This window comes from Salisediminibacterium beveridgei (assembly GCF_001721685.1).
In the GTDB taxonomy this organism is placed as follows: Bacteria; Bacillota; Bacilli; order Bacillales; family Salisediminibacteriaceae; genus Salisediminibacterium; species Salisediminibacterium beveridgei.
Window position 1 is genome coordinate 2,998,775 of sequence record NZ_CP012502.1, and the last position, 17,772, is coordinate 3,016,546.

A 17,772-nucleotide genomic window follows, 5' to 3' on the forward strand; every position below is an offset into this window, starting at 1 on the left:
CGGTCGAAATCAAGAATCACTTTTGATCATCGTCAGAGCAATGCGACCTTTCTGGACATCCACATCTTCCACCCAGATGGTGACGACATCCCCGACGTTAACAACATCCATCGGATTCTTCACAAATCCCTTACGTAATTTGGAGATGTGAACCAATCCGTCCTGCTTCACCCCGATATCAACAAACGCACCGAAGTCAACCACATTACGAACGGTTCCTTCCAACTCCATTCCTTTAGACAAGTCTTCCATCTTCAGGACATCCGTTTTCAAAATCGGTTTTGACAGTTCATCCCGGGGATCCCGGCCAGGCTCAGCCAGAGCCTGAAGGATATCCCGAATAGTCGGCACACCCGTTTCGTATGCCCCGGCCAGCTCCTCTACAGATAACGAATGAACCAGATCGCGAACTTCGTCTGTTCCCAGACCATCAGAGGTTATATTATAATCTTTCATCAATTTCTTGGCAACAGGATAACTTTCAGGGTGGATCCCTGTTTGATCGAGCACCTCTTTCCCATCAGGTATCCTCATAAATCCGATACTTTGCTCATACGTTTTCGCACCGAGTCGCGGTACTTTTTTCAACTGGGTCCTTGAGGTGAATTTTCCCTGTTCATCACGCATGTTGACGATGTTATTCGCCACTGCTTTACTGAGTCCGGATACATGAACCAGAAGTGAAGAAGATGCAGTATTCACATTAACACCTACCCGGTTGACCACCGTTTCCACAACGAAAGACAAACTCTCATTTAACCTGGATTGTGTAACGTCATGCTGGTATTGTCCGACGCCAACAGATTTCGGATCAATCTTCACAAGCTCGGCTAAAGGATCCTGAACTCTCCTGGAAATGGAAGCTGCGCTTCGCTCTTCTACCTGCAGATCCGGGAATTCTTCTTTCGCGAGCTTCGAAGCAGAGTACACACTGGCACCTGCTTCATTAACAATGAGAAACGGCACATCCAGCCCTGATTCCCGCAGAAGGTCTGCGGTGAACTGCTCCGTTTCCCTTGAAGCCGTACCATTGCCGATAGCAATCAAATCAATCCCGTGACGTTCAATTAATTCCTGTACTTTCTTTCGCGATTCCGTTACTTTCCCCCAAGGTTTAACCGGGTAAATGACCGCTACTTCGAGTAATTTCCCGGTCGCATCAATCACAGCCAGTTTACAACCTGTCCGGTATGCCGGGTCCATCCCGAGAATGACACGGTCTTTTAAAGGTGGCTGAAGAAGCAGACTCCTCAGGTTTTCTCCGAAGATGTGAATCGCCTGTTCTTCAGCTTTCTCGGATACTTCCCGTCGTATTTCACGTTCTACTGCAGGTTCGATCAATCTGCTGTAACTGTCCTCGATCGATCGTTCCATCAGGTCAGTAACAACCGTAGACTTCCCTTTCAGAATATGGCGGGTCATCCACCCGAGAATACGATCTTCCGGAGCTTTGATTTTCACTTTCAGGACATTTTCACTTTCGCCCCGATTCATCGCCAGTACACGGTGATGCGCCAGTGATTTCACCGGTTCCTGATAGTCATAGTACATTTCAAATACGCCTTTTTCATCTTCGGCCTTCGGTTTGACACTTGAGATCATGGCGCCATCCTTAAACGTCATGTCTCTGACGTGCTGCCGAATATCCGGGTCATCAGCCAAGGTTTCACTCACAATATCAAGCGCACCCTGGATGGCATCTTCTGCAGTTAACACCTCCGACTCTTCGTTGATATAGTTCTCTGCTTCCTGTTCCGGAATCCCTTCCCCCGGATAAGACATGATCCACCGCGCTAAGGGCTCGAGGCCTTTTTCCTTGGCCACCGTTGCCCTGGTTCTGCGTTTTTGCTTGTACGGACGGTACAGATCTTCCACCTGTTGGAGCTTGACGGCGGAAGTAATCTTTTGTTCAAGCTCCGGAGTCAGTTTTTCCTGCTCTGCAATCAGGCGAACAACCTCCGCTTTTCGATCAGCCAATTGATTGGCGTAACCCCAGCTGTCGAGCACATGACGGATCTGCTCTTCATCAAGTCCCCCGGTCATCTCCTTACGATACCGCGCGATAAAAGGAACCGTATTACTGTCTTCGCTCAGTTCAATCACTTTTTTCACTTGGTCTTTACGCAGGTTGACCAACTTTATGACATCATCCAAAATCGTATTCAATGGTTCAGTCCATTCCATGTTCACTTCATCTCCTCTTTTCGATGAGCAGTCCAATGTCTACGACGCTCTCATCCATGATTCCTCTTATAGTATAGCGATTTTCGACACACGATGAAACCCGCCAAACCACTCTGCTGTATTCAGACATAGAAAAACCCCTCAAGCCACCATGGCCGAGAGGGGTTACGCAGTTGGATCCAGATTGACATGACCCAGCACAATCGCAACGTCATCATTCGTGTCGACTTTCAGCTCCACCAGCATTTCCAGCATGTCTTTAGCCGGGAGAGACTGGTTAAATAATGCATGATACGCAGGCTGGAACGCAAGGCCATCAGAATGGACGATGAAATTCATACCCTTTTCAAAGGGCACCATTGCAGGTTTTGAAAGGTGCTTTCGTCCCGAAAGATACCCTCTGGACGGTACCGGGCGATACATTTTCCCATTTGGATAATAAAATGTACAGGATATATTCCCGACGTTGATATACTCAACATGCCGGGAAGGGAAATCAAACTTCAGAATAGAGAGGACTACACCTCTTGTTCCCCATACAGCCGTGTTACATCGATCCAGCAACGATCCAAGCGGGAGATCATGATTGTTGCGTATAATCGCCATCACGGATTCGGATGCTTTCTGCGCATCCTCGCCGCTGCCAAGTCCATCGGTGACAGCAACGAGGATGTATGAGCCAGTACGTATAACAAAGACAGCATCTCCTGAGCACCAGTTTCCTTTTTTTGTACTCTGATACACGCTGACATCCATTTCATCCATCATCTGATGTTCAATCATTAAAAGGCCTCCGTTGCTTCAATACGGATGGAATCTTTCAACTTTTGAAGCGCCCGTCTTTGCAATCTGGATACATGCATTTGTGAGATTCCCAACTGTTCTCCAGTTTCCTTTTGACTCAGATTTTCAAAATAAGTAAGTTGCAAAATTTGCTTTTCACGATCCGTCAGCACCTGAAAAGCCTTCTCCAGTAAGAGCTGCTGATCTGTCTGTTCGTAACCCGTCTCCTCTGAACCGACCAGGTCAAGAAGCGTCACCGCACTGCCTTCGTCATCCGCTTCAATGGAACGGTCAACGGAAAGAGCCTGATAACTCTTGCCCATCTCCATTGTTTCGAGAATTTCTTCTTCACTGACATCAAGGTATTCCGCAATCTCTTCGACCTGCGGGCTACGCTGCAATTCTGTCGTTAAAGCTTCCACGGCATTCTTGATTTTCGGACCCAATTCTTTAATGCGCCTCGGCACATGTACACTCCAGGTCTTGTCCCGAATAAACCGTTTAATCTCGCCGACAATGGTTGGAACCGCAAAAGACTCGAAGCTTCTCCCGAAAGAAGAGTCAAAACGTCTGAATGCTGCCAACAGTCCTATCATGCCAACCTGTACGAGATCTTCATCGTGGCGCTGACCACGGGAGAATTTCCTCGCCAGTGCATGAACGAGGTTTTCATACTCCAGCACCAGCTGTGTCTGCAGTTCCTCATCCCCGGTCTCTTGGAACTCAGCAATCATTTTCAGTTGGCGCTCTTTATCTTCTTCTTTCTTCTTACTGCTTTGGGATTTCTTGTGAGGTTCTATCGTCACCGGGTTCCACCTCTACTCTCTTAAGGAACTTCGTCATCACGATTACTACACCTTCGTTACCCTGAATATCTACTTCATCCATTAATGTTTCAATCAGGAAAAGGCCGAGCCCCCCTTCTTTTAAATCTTCGATCGCTTGGGATGCATTCAATGGCCCACGCTTCTTTTTCAGAAAATCAAGGTCAACCGCACCACCGCGATCAGCTACAATCAGCTGAACCCGATCATCATATACAGTAAACTCCAGGTGAATGTCGTTGCGACCTTCTGTCGTCCCGTCTTGAGAATACGCATGATTGACAACATTATTACAGGCTTCCGCAACTGCAAGCTTAATATCTTCAATATCATCGTAAGAATACCCCAGACGATTGGCAACTCCTGAGGCAGTCAAACGGACCACACCAACATATTCTGCTTTCGCGGGCACACTCATTTCAATGCAATCTGCCACTTTGGACATTTCAGGCTTCCTCCCTTTTCGATCCGTCAATTTCGATTACTTCATTCAATCCCGTGATTTCAAACAGACGCTTCACCCGATCGTTCAGCCCTTTCAGCTTCAAACGGCTGCCGGATTTCTCGGTGATCTTCAAGGTACCGATAAAAATACCCAGACCTGTGGAATCAATGTATTCCACATCCGATAAATCAACGAATAAATCTTTATTTTCCTGTTCTGCCAATGGGTTTAATGCCTCTTTGAGTTTCGATGCCGTATACACATCAACCTCTCCGGAAACATACGCAATGTTACTGTTTTCTCCTTCTTTTACGCTCACTGATAAGTTCATGCTGTTGTTACCTCCCGTCAATCAATACTATCCATTTAGTACAAATACCACTTCGTCCATCTGGTTAAACCTTCCGTTTAAGAATCAACAAGGTGAAATCATCTCGAAGTTGAAAACCCTGCGCTCGTTCGAGCTCATGATATATAGAATCCACAATGGCTTGCGCCTCCATATTTTTCTTCTCACGGATCATTTCCACCAGCTGCTGGCGTTGTATAAATTCTCCGTCAATGCGGCATTCCGTCACACCATCTGACAGTAAAACAATAAAATCGTCCACCTGGATTTCATGAATGATTTCTTCGTAGTTCACTTTCGGCGACACTCCAAGAACCAGGCCTTTCGCTTCAAGATCCTCGAACTCATCTGAATCTGCGCGGTATAGAAAGCCTGGTTCATGCCCCGCACTCGCCATTGAGAAACGGTGAATGTTGGTGTCATAAAACCCGTACATCATCGTGATAAACATGTCTGATTCAATGTTACGTTCGACCACTCTGTTCAGGTTTTCAAGGATCGAACGGGGTCTGAGGGACTGTTCTGTCAACGTGTCCATGGCATATTTAATCATGGACATGGACATGGCAGCTGGAACACCTTTACCAATCACATCAGCAACTGCAATCGCTACATTATCCTGATCATCTGACATGTAATGATAATAATCGCCGCTCATTTTTCCTGCAGGTACACTGATCACGCCAAGGTCGATGGATTCCGGGCCGACTTTTTTGTCGGGGAGGAGTGACTGTTGCATTCTGGCTGCCACATTTAATTCGGAATCCAGTTCCCGCTGCCGATCCCTGAGGCTCTGGTGTTCCCGGTAAGCCAGTCCATACCCGACCATCACTTCAAGAAGCAAATCAAAGGAATCCACCACGTCTTCCGGCAAATCGGATGCAAGCTCCTGAAAAACAGAAAGATGGAGACTAACCGTCTCCTCCGGGGACATGTCTTTCTCCATCATTTCTTTACTGAATTGTTGTGCATGGTACAGGGCCTGTTCATTTTTATTTTTAAGATAGCTTGTCAGCATTTCCTTGTACATCTGATACAGCGAATACTTGGTATCGTTCAATCAGGTCCACCCCCTGTTTTATCTTTATCTATCTGAGCCACTTGATTGCGGTGATGGTTGTCCCTTCACCTACTTGTGAATTGATATCGAATTCATCCATCAGCCGTTTCACGCCCGGAAGGCCTGCACCTAAGCCGCCTGAAGTAGTGAACCCGTCTTCCATCACTCTGCGAAGGTCCGGTATACCAGGGCCTTGGTCAATGGCTACAATCCGGATGCCTTTTTTATTTGGACCTTGCGCCTCCAATATACTGATTTTTCCTGTTTCAGCATACAAATAAATGTTTCTCGCCAATTCTGAAATGGCCGTAGTGATCCTCGCCTGGTCCACAGAGCCAAAACCGATCTCCCGAGCCATCGTCCTTCCTGCTTGACGGGCTGCAACAATGCCCCACTCGCTGTGAATGTCCACGTTCGTCTCTTCTGCCATTGTCTCAGCCCTCCAGTTCCAGTTGGAGTCTCTCCAACCCCTGTTCAAGGTCAAGAGCTGTCGGCACGTCGTCCAGAACAATGCCCATATCGATCAGTGTAATCGCCACGGCCGGCTGAATTCCGGTCAACACGACTTTGGCTCCCATCAGATTGGACATGTCCACAACATCCCCAAGAACTTTCGCAATAAAGGAGTCGATCATATCAACGGAGGTCAAATCGATCACAACGCCGCGAGAACCTTCCAGATGAATCTTTTCAAGCACATCTTCCTGGAATTGAAGGGCAGTCTGATCATCCAGTTCAACCTGCACTGAAATCAGCAGGTAATCGTGCAGTTTAAGTATTGGAATCCGCAATCGTTTCTCCTCCTTTATGTACATCAAATTCAACAATTTCCCGTTGGGTCAGCTCAAGGGCTGCTTCGATACCTTTTTTCAATGTGCTTTTCGTCGGGAATTTCCCAAGATCAATTCCCAGGTTCACTATGGTCTGAGCGATTTCAGGACGGATACCCACAAGAATACACTTGGCACCGACAAGTCTCACCGCTTCGGATGCCTGAATGATATGGTGAGCCACCATCGTATCCACTACCGGTACACCTGTAATATCAATCAGAACAACCTGTGAACGGTGCTCAATCACACCATCGAGGAGGTTTTCCATAATCTGCCTCGCTCGTTCCGTATCAATTGTCCCAATCAGTGGCATGACACTGATGTTATCAAAGACAGGAATCAATGGAGCAGATAATTCTTTCAGCGCCATCTTCTGAAGAAACACCGTATTCTCCCATGACCCGGAATACTGATTAACAAGTATGTTGACCATATTATCAATCCAGTTCTCGATCTCCTGGAAAAACTCCAGGCTCTGGCAATAATCCGAATCCAGTTGCGATAAGGTTTCAACGGTCACCTTACGAAACTCCTGCAATCCCCGGGTTAAATAATGTAATGGCCACCCTAAATGAATCAGCCTTTCAGCAAAATCACCAAGAGGCCGGTCCACGTCAGCATCACCTTTTTCAATCGCTTCGAAAAGATTCGTTACAAATTCTTTATTCGTATTTGCATACATCATATCTGATATGTTTTGAAGTGAATCATCCATCCGGAACGTCTCGATTTCCTCAAGCCATTTTTCCACGATGGTGTCCCGATTTTCCAATATCTTATCTTTCGCGTATACATTCATTCACTCTTCCCCCAATTGTACCGTGCATTGTAATATCTTTATTATTCCATTCTTTTCCCGGAAAATCAATCGAACCGTAGCAGACATAGAAAAAACAGACTGCCAAGATGGCAATCTGCTGATGTTTAGCTGATATCAATAGCGGCTATAGTTCAATCAGGCCAATGCTGACCCGGAGTGCATCATCTACTTTTTCCATCATATCCTGATCAAGCTGCGTAATTTTGTCCGTGAGCCTCTGCTTGTCAATCGTGCGGATTTGTTCCAGTAAGATAACCGAATCACGATCAAACCTGTATTTCTTTGCATTGATTTCCACGTGAGTGGGAAGTTTGGCTTTTTGAATCTGTGCAGTAATCGCAGCGACAATTACTGTCGGGCTGAACCGGTTCCCAATATCATTTTGAATAATAAGCACCGGTCTCACGCCTCCCTGTTCGGAGCCGACAACCGGTGACAAATCGGCGAAATAGACATCGCCTCGCTTTACCATCAAGAGCTACACCCCGCTGACCAGACGGTCCAGCGCGTTCTCGGCCTCCTCTTCAACCAGAAAGGATTCCGTTGCAATGTTCAGGTTGATTTTTGCCATTTCCTTATACCCTCGCTGCATCTCTTCGCGGATCTGCTTGTTGCGCTGTAACTGAACGAATCTTACCAGTTCACGGTGGATCAGTTCGTCCCGATTACATCCTTCCCCTTCGGTTAATGCATCAATTTCTTGAATGAGATTTTGTGGCAGATTAATGCTGATTTGATTCGTGTAATCTGTTGACACAAGAACACCTCCTGGAAGCTCGATCGCCTTAGTTTGTGGATTCATTTATCATCATAGCATTGATAACTGGCGGTGAAAAGGCAATTCTCAAATTTTCTCACATTTCATTTGCATTACAAGGCGACCAGGTTAGAAAATATCATTATGCACATATAATAACCGGCCATCTTTACGCACCGCTCTGGGCACCCGGTAACTCAGCGTACAAGGGATCTCATAGCTGATCGTTCCGATCCGGCCGGCCACTTCATCCATTGAGATAAATCCGCCTTGATTTTCACCGATCAACGTAGCAACCGTGCCCGGTTCAACGGGTTCCTCCAATAGAACCATCATCTGATCCATACAGATGCGGCCAACGATCTTAGCCCGCTTCCCGTTTACCAGAACATCTCCTGACTGATGCGCCCTGATCCAGCCATCAGCATACCCAATAGGAATCGTCGCGATCCATTCATTCCCCTTCGTCTTATAACTCATCCCATAGCTGATTCCTTCACCCGGTTCCATCTGTTTCACATGGGTAATGCGGCTGTGCAGCGACATTGCCTGAGTTAACTTGACCGGCATCACGGGGGTCATCTCAACAGAAGGCGGCATGCCATACATGGAGATGCCTACCCTGACCAGATTACAGATCTCCTCGTGAAACCGAAGGGCCGAGGCGCTGTTCGCGCAGTGGCGGATCCCCACGGTTCGTTCCAGTGTTTCCTCGAACCAGCTGATCATCGTAATGAATCGTTCTTTCTGAACGGCATAATAGTCGCTGCTCAACTCGTCCGCTGTGGCCATATGCGTATAGAGGCCTTCCACATCAAACTCATCCATCGTTTTCAGTGCATGGGCGAGCTCGCGTATTTCCGCTTCCTTGCGAAGCCCGATCCGCCCCATTCCCGAATCCAGCTTCACATGACAGACAATGTCTTTCCCTGCCGCTTCGAGAATCGAAGCCGCCTGCTTCAACCAGTCCAATTGAAAGACAGTGACAGCAATATTCAGCTCGGATGCAATTAAAATGTCCTCGGCCCGGATGTATCCAAGTACGAGAATTTTGGCGTCCACGCCTGCTTTCCGAAGAGCGATCGCTTCATCAAGAATTGCCACACCGAGATACGTGGCCCCTGCAGCCAGGGCTTCCCTCGCTACATCAACCGCTCCATGTCCATAGGCATTCGCCTTGACCACTGCCATCATTTCGGTTTCTTCCGGTAAAGAGCGATTGATTGCCCATACATTATCGTGTATAGCATTTAAATTGATTTCTGCCCAGGTATCCCGGTAAAAAGGGTGTGTAACATCCATTAAATTGTCCTCCATCTGTCCAATTGATTCACTCATCCGTCCATCGGATAACTTCATTTCTTTCATTCTATTATCACCGTTTCCCATTCAATGTCAACCGGCAATGGTCCCGGCATCAGCTTCAGGTGGCGGATAACCGGGCCGATTTCATTGATCACATCCCCGGCAGTGACTGCCATCGCTTCTTGAACATGTTCGGTCCGTTCTCCGCAGGCGCCGTGGATATACACCGCAGCTTTCAGCGCATGAACAAGTCCTATACCCTGCAGGATCATACCGAGGATCATCCCTGTCAAGACATCTCCGGTTCCTCCTTTAGAAAGCGCCGGTGAACCGGAGGTATTTACCCACAACGATCCGTCCGGATTTGCGATGATGGTGTTTTTTCCTTTCAAAACAACGTAGTAACCCATTGCAGCCAGTTCCCTCGCTTTTTCGAAGCGGTGCCCTTCCACTTCTTCCTTAGAACAGTCAAGGAGCATGGCCATTTCCCCAGGATGAGGCGTTAAGACCACCGGCCCCTTTGTCTGTAAAGGAAACTTCGTTATATGACCCTTCAGTTGATGCAGTCCATCTGCATCAACAACCACCGTCCCTGCGTAGCCATTGAATTGTTTTTCCCACTGAATGGCATGGTCCCGGCCCAACCCCGGCCCCACTGCCACCGCATCGTATCCTTGCAGCGGTATACATTCAAGCTTACCGTCATCCACTTGCAGCAACCGATACATATACTCCCGGCAAGCACCGGGCAAAGGCAGCGTCACACCTGCTTGAATCCCCAGTGTCAAAAGACCTGCCCCTGATCTCAGCGCCGCTTCTCCGGAGAGCGCTGCAGCGCCCGGCATCACTTGACTGCCTGCAATCAACAGCCCGCGCCCGGCTTTCCCTTTATGAAAATCCGGACCTCTGACAGGAAGATTGTTTCTGACAGATTCGGGAGTGATCAAAAACTTCCCAGGCGTAATGGTTTGTTGCGCTTTGGCCGGTATACCGATGTCCACTGTGATGATTTTGCCTGTATAAAGCCTGTATTTCGGCAAATAAAACGTTTCTTTCGGATTAGAGAGTGTGATTGTCATATCGGCTTTGACACCGAACCCTTCAGGTGCTGCTTCATCTGCGGGCATCCCGCTTGGAATATCAAGCGAGAAAACGCAAGCTTTCGCCTGATTTACGAGTGAAACCATCGTTGCGACCGGTTCCCGAACAGCTCCTTTCACACCCGTTCCAAGCATGCCGTCCACAATCACATCTGTCTGATCCACAATTGTTTTTGATTTTTCAACTTGCAACGACGACAGATGCAACACTTCATGCCCGAAATCGCGAAACAACTCGAGGTGTTTCTTCGCTGCACCTTTGAAGTGTGTGTCTTCCACCACCAGTAGCGGAATCACGTCGTACCCGCGCTCCAGTAAATGCCTGGCGCAGATGACTGCATCACCACCGTTATTCCCACCGCCAATGAAAACAAGGATCCGGTCCTGCCTTGTGATCCGTTGGCAAAGTGCCTCTGTAAAAGCACGGCCTGCACTTTCCATGAGGGCAAATTCTTCAAAACCATACTGATTGATTGTCATGTCATCAATGGTACGCATCTCCGTTCCGGATACAATTTGCATTGGCAGTTCCCTCCAGTATGTCTTTCGTTCTCTTACCTGCCGACCTTCTCAATGATGACCTGGGCAGCTGCCACTTGAGCAGAGTGTGTGATACTGGCAAAAGCAGCTTCGTCATCACCCAGCATCCGGCTCGTTATCGTCGGTTGGCCACCGGAGAGGTTCCTGGTTTCGATATCCTGAAAGGATAATGCTTTACCGATGCCGCTCCCCTTGGCTTTCGCAAACGCTTCTTTCACTGCATATCGTCCTGCCAGGTATTCCAGCCGCCGCTTTGCAGTCGGCAGTGTCGCCATTTTTTCTTGTTCCCGATCAGTCAGCACCCGTTGATGAAACCGCGGCTGCCTTTCAAGCAGTTTTCCGACCCGTTCGATTTCCACAATATCAAGTCCAATTCCGATAATCATTTAGTAATCCCTTCCGGACATCGAATCAATGGTCGAGTCCTTTTTCGTTGTGGTATGATTTAGGTTGATCAGTTGTTTTGCTGGATTTTATTTGAAAGGTTGATGGTTATGTTTCTTCGTAATGAAAGCTTCACAGAATACATTACAACGTATAAGGCAGTTACTGTATTGATTGCAATGAATCTGTTTTTCTATATCTGGACCGGGTGGTTCACTTTTCTCGGGGGAAATGAAATTTACATGCTCGGTATCGGGTGGAACCTGCCCATTGCCTACGGGGAATACTGGCGTCTCGTAACCCCTGTTTTTTTACACGCAGGCCTGATGCATGTTGCTTTTAACTCGTTTTCACTGTTTTTATTCGGTCCGTGGCTGGAAGCGAAACTTGGAGTAACCCGTTTTGTCACCGTTTATCTCGCAACCGCCGTGATCGCCAACATCGTCACATTTTTCCTCCAAGATTTCAGCTATCGCCACGTAGGGGCTTCCGGCGCCGTATTTGGCCTTTTTGGCATCTATGCATACATCGTCGCGATGAGAAAAGATCTCATGAATCAAGTCAGTTCTCAGATGATTACGACAATTATAATTATCGGTGTGATCATGACCTTTGTAAACCCCGGAATCAACGTATTGGCGCATATCGTCGGTCTGATTTCCGGCGCCGCTCTCGCACCACTGTTCCTGAAACGCGTTACGGCCTGGTCAAATGAGCTGGGATCGCAAACCATTCATGATCCGGATGAGATCGCATTCGACCCAAAGCGCTGGGAGAAAAAACGGCGGATGAAGCAGCTCATCTGGTTTTATGTCGGTGGTATTTTCCTTACGATGATCGCCTTCTTCTGGCTTGTGGATACACTCTTTTTCTAAAACCCTGCTTGAAGTCAACCTGGCTTGGTGGCAAAAGCCCTGGTTTAATGATTCTTCATCCTTTTCACACACGTAACCATTCCAACGAACTGCAATTTGAAACAACCGGTTGATCACTGACCGGTTGTTTTTTGCGTCAACCGTAAATATGCAGAGATCCCCGAAAAGGACCCCCGCATAAGGTTTACTACATTAATATTTCTTCAAAAGATAGTGAAGAGGAATGATGGACACAAGGACGATCAAAAGCGCTCCTGGTGCTGCCTGATGATAGATGGCCTCGGATGCTTCATAGTAGACCCTGACAGCAAGGGTGTCAAAGCCCGGAGGCCGAAGCATCAGTGTCGCCGGCAGCTCTTTAATGGAGCTGACAAATACCAGTGCCCCACCTGCGAGTACACCGGGCATGATCGTCGGCAAGACGACCTTGAACATCACCTTCCACGCCGGATACCCGAGACTGCGCGCCGCCTCATCCATCCGCGGAGAGACAAGGCTCAGTGAAGCATCTCCTGCCTGCATCGCCTGAGGCAAAAAGCGGACCACAAAAGCGATGGCAATCATATAAAAGGTATTGTAGAGCATTGGAATATGGTTGTTAAAAATAAACACCAGTCCCAAAGCAACAATCACACCAGGAAGCGCATAGCCACCATAACTCAGTTTATCAATGGTGCTTGAAATGACCGATGGATGTCGGGATTTCAAATAAATAATCGGTGTTGCCAAGAGCATGGAGATGATTGCCGCCAGACCCGATACCCGGATACTGTTCCAGGCAAAGCCGAAGAAGCGGTTATCAATGGCACCTGCCCCGGCGCCGATTGCCGTCCAGTAAATCAGTACAGAAATCGGCAAAATAACGGCAACTGTGAACACAAGGCCGACATAAAATACTGCAACCGGTTTCCATCTACCCAGCGGGAGAATGTCCGGTGCTTTGTAAGAGTTGGTTGTCTGGTAATATTTATTCTTTCTCCGTGTATAGGACTCTATCCATAGAATAATCACCGTAATCACAATCAATACGAGACTCAGCACCGATGCTGCCGGGATGTCAAAACCTGCCCGTTGATAATAGATCGCTGCCGTAAACGTCACGTAGCGAAGCATCGCAATCGCTCCAAAGTCCGACAGGACGTAGAGGGAAATGAGAATCGCCCCGGCACCGATTGCAGGTCTGAGCAGTGGCAGATTCACTTTGAAAAAGATCTGTGACGTTGACATCCCTTGTGAACGCGCCACTTCTTCAAAGCTTTTGTTCATTTTCCGAAGCGATGCACCCGCAATCAGAAATACATAAGGGTAGGTAAACAGCGTCAACGTCATGAATACACCCCAGAATGAATAAATGTTTATCGGATAATCACTTAACGCCATCAAAAAAGAACTTTCCCATAGGTCCCTCGCCCATCCGCTTGGACCGAAAACGATGATGTATGTAACTGCACCAACATAGGGAGGAATCACCAGCGGCAGCGCCATCAGCCATTGCCACCACTTCCGTCCCGGCAGATCGGTACGTACGACAATCCACGCCAGGCTGACGCCGATGATAATGGCTGCGACTGTAACGGCAACCATCAATGACAGTGTATCCCAAATCAGACCCGGAATCCGGTCACCCAACAGCCGTTGCCAGCTGTCTAACCCGGCAAACATCGCCCGCCAGATCACGTATAGAATCGGCACGGACATCAGAATCGCCGTGATGACACCGATTATAAGCAGGACCGGTCCTGGTGGATTCCCTTTCCAGATATCCATCCACCAGCGGTTCATAACGCGCAGAAGGGTTGAGGATCTGCGATCCTCAACCTTTCCATCTTCTGTATTCGTTTTTTCCTGATGATGTCCGTCGCGTCGATTCGTCATATTGCCCTCTCCTGTATGTGGATTTGGCGTTTACCTTAATTCGAGATCCAGGCCTGCATCTTCAATGAGACTGCGGGTATCCTGGAAGTAATTCCCCAGTTCAGCAAGCGGCATGTCCTGCAGTGTCAGTTCTGCGATCGGAACAGCATCTTCAAATGGGGGTTCGAGATCCGGGTTAATCGGTACCTCAAGGGATTCACCGACGAAGGCCAGCTGGTTTTCTTCTTCGAGAAGCCAGTTGATAAAGTACTCTGCGTTATCACTGTTCGGCCCATCGGCAACATTACCGAGGCCTGCTGCATTTGTGATGGCACCCATCTGCCCGTCTTCCTGATCCGGGTAAATAAAGCCTACGTTGTTGTTGTCCGGTTCTTCAAGCTGCTGGTGAAAGTAGTAATTATTCACAAGACCGAATGAATGCTCGCCAGCACCGACTGCACGCCGGATATCACCATGGCCTTGCATGATGCCTGATGCATTTTCCTGAATGGCTTCAATCCATTCCTGGGTCCGGTCATCGCCCCACTCGTAACGAAGCGCCGATACGTTACCAATCATACCACCGTTTCCACCTCTTGTAATGGCATAACCGTTCTCAACATCGGCAAAGGATGGATCAAACAGGTCCTCCATGGACTGCGGCACATCCGCTTCGTCAATCATATCTTTATTATAGATAAACCCTCTGGCACGGGATGAAAGAGCAATCCACTCGTTGTTTTCGGCACGGTATTCTTCTGCAATGCTGTCCACATTGTCATAATCTCCGCCTACCAGAAGGCCTTCCTGATTTAAGTATTCCAGGCCACCGAGGTCATTTGAGATGAAGACATCTGCCTGCACATTGCCTGCTTCTTCCTGGATCTGAAGTGGTTCTGCACTATGCAATGCGAGGACTTCAATACCAGTTTCGTCTTCAAATTTATCCAGCAGATCCTGTACAAATGTTTCGTTACGTGCTGAGTATACTACAAGTTCCCCACCGGCTTCCACATTTTCATCGTTACCGGGATTTTCATTTCCTCCAGCATTCTCATTCCCGTTGTTCTCACCGCAAGCTGCAAGCAATAACCCCGGAATGAGTAACGCACTGACTAAATACCCCTTTTTCATGTTGAAATCCTCCTTGGATGTATGATTATTTTTGTAATTGATATTGATTATCATTATCAATTACAACTTTAACTCTACATCACTGTTCAAAAATAAACAACACTTTTTCATGAAAAACTATTGACAATCCGGTGATTATTTATAATAATTATAATCAAATACTCTTTATCGATTCATGAAACCCCGTAGAGAAAGCCCGCTCACTTGGAACGGGCAGATTCGGTACGCAAAAGGCTATTCAACTATCTTCGGGTCAGTCATTATTACTCGACAAGCGCGACCAGTTCAGATTTAATGTCGAAGGAGACAGTTGTCCCGACTTCCACATCCTGTTCCACCGGTGCATAAATCAGCATCGGATCTTTCCGGAGATCCGGTTCATTATGCAGACGCACGTGAAGTTCCTGGTATTCGCCACCATAGGTCACCCGCTCAACGGCACCGCAATAAGCACCTTCATCAGAAAGGCGGCAGCCTTCAGGACGAATCGATAACTTCACCTCATCGAGGCTGTGACGGTTAAACTGTTGCGGGAGCATGACCTTGCCGATATTCGTGTGAAAGTGTTGCCCATCCGCATCGAGTTTTCCTTTAAGCAAATTGGTTTTTCCAACAAATTCAGCGACAAAGCAGTTTTTGGGGCAACGGTACATTTCTTTCGGTTCAGCAATCTGCTGAACAATACCGTCCTTCATCACAACAACCCGGTCAGACACGGCAAAGGCATCTTTCTGGTCGTGCGTAACCATAATCGCAGTTGTTTCTGCTCTTCGAAGGATATTAGTCACATCATAGCGCATCTTTTCACGAAGACCTGCGTCAAGATTACTGAACGGTTCATCCATCAGTACGACGTGCGGTTTTGGCGCCAGTGCACGCGCCAGTGCCACCCGCTGCTGCTGACCTCCGGAAAGTTGTGTCGGATAACGGTCCGCATAATCTTCGAGTCCAACCAGTTCCAGGACTTCCTGGGCACGCTTTTTCTTCTCGCGGCTGCTCCACTTATTTAAACCGAACATGACATTCTTGATGATTGTCATATGCGGAAACAATGCGTAATCCTGAAAGACCATCCCAATTCCCCGCTTTTCCGGTGGAATTGAATGGGAATCATTGAAAACGCTCACACCATCAATCGTAATTCGCCCGCCAGACGGATGTTCAAAGCCTGCAATCATGCGCAGTGTTGTCGTCTTCCCACAGCCACTCGGGCCAAGGAGCGTTATGATTTCGCCTTTATTAATCGAAAGATCCAACCCATTCACCGCCGGACCTCCGGCTTTTGAAAATCGTTTTGTGATATTTTCCATGCTGATAAAACTCATTGGACTTCCCCTCCCGTTAGTTCTCGTATCTTCTGAACAAACAGTTTCATACCCACTTTATTTCAACTTTTTTTCGAATTGTCATTGAGAATGATTTTCATTCTGATTGAATTATAGCACGCGCTATTTGCAGGGTCAACGTTCTACAAGGGGTTGTCACAAAATGAACAACTTTTTATCGTTCTATGTATAAAAAGCCTCTGCCATATGCTTGGCAGAGGCTTTCAAAAGATGTCCTTACAATAATTTTTCTCCGAACAAGGAACCGATCAGCCCCACAGCTGCCTCCGCAGTCCGGTTTTTTACATCGAGAATCGGATTGACTTCTACAAATTCCGCAGACGTTAAAACGTCTGCATCAGCGAGCATTTCCATCGCAAGATGCGTTTCGCGGTAAGATGTCCCACCAAGAACCGGCGTCCCCACACCCGGAGCATCCTGAGGGTCCAGTGCATCCAGATCCAGGCTCAGATGAACACCATCAGTCTTTATTTCTTTGAGGTAGTCAAGGGCTTGTGACATCACGTTTGACATGCCAAAGCGATCCACTTCATGCATCGTGAAGACTTTAATTCCTTTCTCAGCAATGAGTTCTTTCTCACCTTCATCAAGGGAGCGGGCACCAATAATGACTATATTTTCAGGCTTGATTTTCGGTGCAAAACCACCGATTTCCGTCAGGGATGGGTGACCGATCCCCAGACTGACCGCGAGCGGCATCCCGTGAATATTGCCGGAGGGTGAAGTTTCTCCGGTATTCAGATCCCCGTGTGCATCATACCAGATCACACCCATATTCTGATATTGATCCGCCACTCCAGCGAGGGAGCCGATCGCTATGCTGTGATCACCTCCGAGGACCAACGGGAATCGCTCTTTTGCAGTTGCTTCTTTCACTTTTTTAGCTAACGCCTTATTCGCATTCACCACGACATCCAGATCTTTCAGATTCGCATCATTCTTTACATCTTTAGCAACGGGATTTTGAATACTGACATCTCCAAGGTCTTCCACGTCGTAGCCCTGGTTTGTCAGCCGTTCAATAACACCTGCATAACGCATGGCACTCGGGCCCATATCGACTCCACGGCGATTTTGCCCAAGGTCCATTGGAACACCGATAACAGATAAATTTTTCTTCATGTACATCACTCCAGCCGGTTAGTTTATTTATCAATATTGATTCCTGTTCACAGAAAA

The 17,772-nt window shown here is 47.7% G+C and carries 19 protein-coding genes; 1 reads left to right on the forward strand and 18 read right to left on the reverse strand.

The window, feature by feature from the left end:
* Nucleotides 1-9: 9 nt before the first annotated feature.
* The 14 genes from BBEV_RS14065 to acpS form a co-directional block, all read right to left on the reverse strand.
* Nucleotides 10-2,184, reverse strand: a complete 2,175-nt coding sequence (locus tag BBEV_RS14065) for a Tex family protein (RefSeq protein WP_069366036.1) — start codon at nt 2,182-2,184, stop codon at nt 10-12.
* A gap of 165 nt (nt 2,185-2,349) precedes the next feature.
* Nucleotides 2,350-2,967, reverse strand: coding sequence for a PP2C family serine/threonine-protein phosphatase (locus BBEV_RS14070; RefSeq protein ID WP_069366037.1), 618 nt, complete (start codon nt 2,965-2,967; stop codon nt 2,350-2,352).
* Nucleotides 2,967-3,701, reverse strand: a complete 735-nt coding sequence (sigB, locus tag BBEV_RS14075) for an RNA polymerase sigma factor SigB (protein WP_069366765.1) — start codon at nt 3,699-3,701, stop codon at nt 2,967-2,969. Before sigB ends, BBEV_RS14070 begins: the two co-directional genes overlap by 1 nt.
* A 34-nt stretch (nt 3,702-3,735) precedes the next feature.
* Nucleotides 3,736-4,236, reverse strand: coding sequence for an anti-sigma B factor RsbW (gene rsbW, locus BBEV_RS14080; protein ID WP_069366038.1), 501 nt, complete (start codon nt 4,234-4,236; stop codon nt 3,736-3,738).
* A 1-nt stretch (nt 4,237) separates the two neighbouring features.
* Nucleotides 4,238-4,567 carry an STAS domain-containing protein gene (locus BBEV_RS14085; RefSeq protein WP_069366039.1) on the reverse strand — a complete coding sequence of 110 codons (330 nt, stop codon included), beginning with the start codon at nt 4,565-4,567 and terminating at the stop codon, nt 4,238-4,240.
* A 64-nt stretch (nt 4,568-4,631) separates the two neighbouring features.
* Nucleotides 4,632-5,645, reverse strand: coding sequence for a PP2C family protein-serine/threonine phosphatase (locus BBEV_RS14090; protein ID WP_069366040.1), 1,014 nt, complete (start codon nt 5,643-5,645; stop codon nt 4,632-4,634).
* Nucleotides 5,646-5,673: 28 nt separating this feature from the next.
* Nucleotides 5,674-6,075, reverse strand: coding sequence for an anti-sigma regulatory factor (locus BBEV_RS14095; protein ID WP_069366041.1), 402 nt, complete (start codon nt 6,073-6,075; stop codon nt 5,674-5,676).
* 4 nt (nt 6,076-6,079) lie between these two features.
* Complete coding sequence (locus BBEV_RS14100) at nt 6,080-6,436, reverse strand: STAS domain-containing protein (protein ID WP_069366042.1); 357 nt, start codon at nt 6,434-6,436, stop codon at nt 6,080-6,082.
* Entirely contained in the window at nt 6,417-7,277 is an 861-nt protein-coding gene (locus tag BBEV_RS14105; RefSeq protein WP_069366043.1) for an RsbT co-antagonist protein RsbRA, read from the reverse strand. Before BBEV_RS14105 ends, BBEV_RS14100 begins: the two co-directional genes overlap by 20 nt.
* A gap of 145 nt (nt 7,278-7,422) precedes the next feature.
* The gene (locus BBEV_RS14110) at nt 7,423-7,773 is read right to left on the reverse strand and encodes a type II toxin-antitoxin system PemK/MazF family toxin (RefSeq protein ID WP_069366044.1); all 351 of its coding nucleotides are present in this window, start codon (nt 7,771-7,773) and stop codon (nt 7,423-7,425) included.
* Between the two features lie 3 nt (nt 7,774-7,776).
* Nucleotides 7,777-8,055, reverse strand: a complete 279-nt coding sequence (locus tag BBEV_RS14115; protein ID WP_069366045.1) for an antitoxin — start codon at nt 8,053-8,055, stop codon at nt 7,777-7,779.
* Nucleotides 8,056-8,184: 129 nt separating this feature from the next.
* Nucleotides 8,185-9,357 carry an alanine racemase gene (gene alr / locus BBEV_RS14120; protein ID WP_069366766.1) on the reverse strand — a complete coding sequence of 391 codons (1,173 nt, stop codon included), beginning with the start codon at nt 9,355-9,357 and terminating at the stop codon, nt 8,185-8,187.
* A gap of 62 nt (nt 9,358-9,419) precedes the next feature.
* Complete coding sequence (locus BBEV_RS14125) at nt 9,420-10,982, reverse strand: bifunctional ADP-dependent NAD(P)H-hydrate dehydratase/NAD(P)H-hydrate epimerase (protein ID WP_069366046.1); 1,563 nt, start codon at nt 10,980-10,982, stop codon at nt 9,420-9,422.
* Nucleotides 10,983-11,014: 32 nt separating this feature from the next.
* The gene (gene acpS / locus BBEV_RS14130) at nt 11,015-11,386 is read right to left on the reverse strand and encodes a holo-ACP synthase (RefSeq protein ID WP_069366047.1); all 372 of its coding nucleotides are present in this window, start codon (nt 11,384-11,386) and stop codon (nt 11,015-11,017) included.
* Between the two features lie 108 nt (nt 11,387-11,494).
* Here acpS and BBEV_RS14135 point away from each other — a divergent pair, with 108 nt between their 5' ends.
* Nucleotides 11,495-12,259, forward strand: coding sequence for a rhomboid family intramembrane serine protease (locus BBEV_RS14135; RefSeq protein ID WP_069366048.1), 765 nt, complete (start codon nt 11,495-11,497; stop codon nt 12,257-12,259).
* Between the two features lie 192 nt (nt 12,260-12,451).
* On the opposite strand, the gene BBEV_RS14140 is transcribed toward BBEV_RS14135, so the two are convergent.
* From BBEV_RS14140 to rocF, 4 genes are all read right to left on the reverse strand, one after another.
* Nucleotides 12,452-14,134 (reverse strand): ABC transporter permease, encoded by a 1,683-nt coding sequence (locus BBEV_RS14140; RefSeq protein WP_069366049.1) that lies wholly within the window; start codon nt 14,132-14,134, stop codon nt 12,452-12,454.
* A gap of 30 nt (nt 14,135-14,164) precedes the next feature.
* Complete coding sequence (locus tag BBEV_RS14145; protein ID WP_069366050.1) at nt 14,165-15,247, reverse strand: extracellular solute-binding protein; 1,083 nt, start codon at nt 15,245-15,247, stop codon at nt 14,165-14,167.
* 263 nt (nt 15,248-15,510) lie between these two features.
* Nucleotides 15,511-16,572, reverse strand: a complete 1,062-nt coding sequence (locus BBEV_RS14150; protein ID WP_069366051.1) for an ABC transporter ATP-binding protein — start codon at nt 16,570-16,572, stop codon at nt 15,511-15,513.
* A gap of 237 nt (nt 16,573-16,809) precedes the next feature.
* Entirely contained in the window at nt 16,810-17,715 is a 906-nt protein-coding gene (gene rocF, locus BBEV_RS14155) for an arginase (RefSeq protein WP_069366052.1), read from the reverse strand.
* Nucleotides 17,716-17,772: the final 57 nt, after the last annotated feature.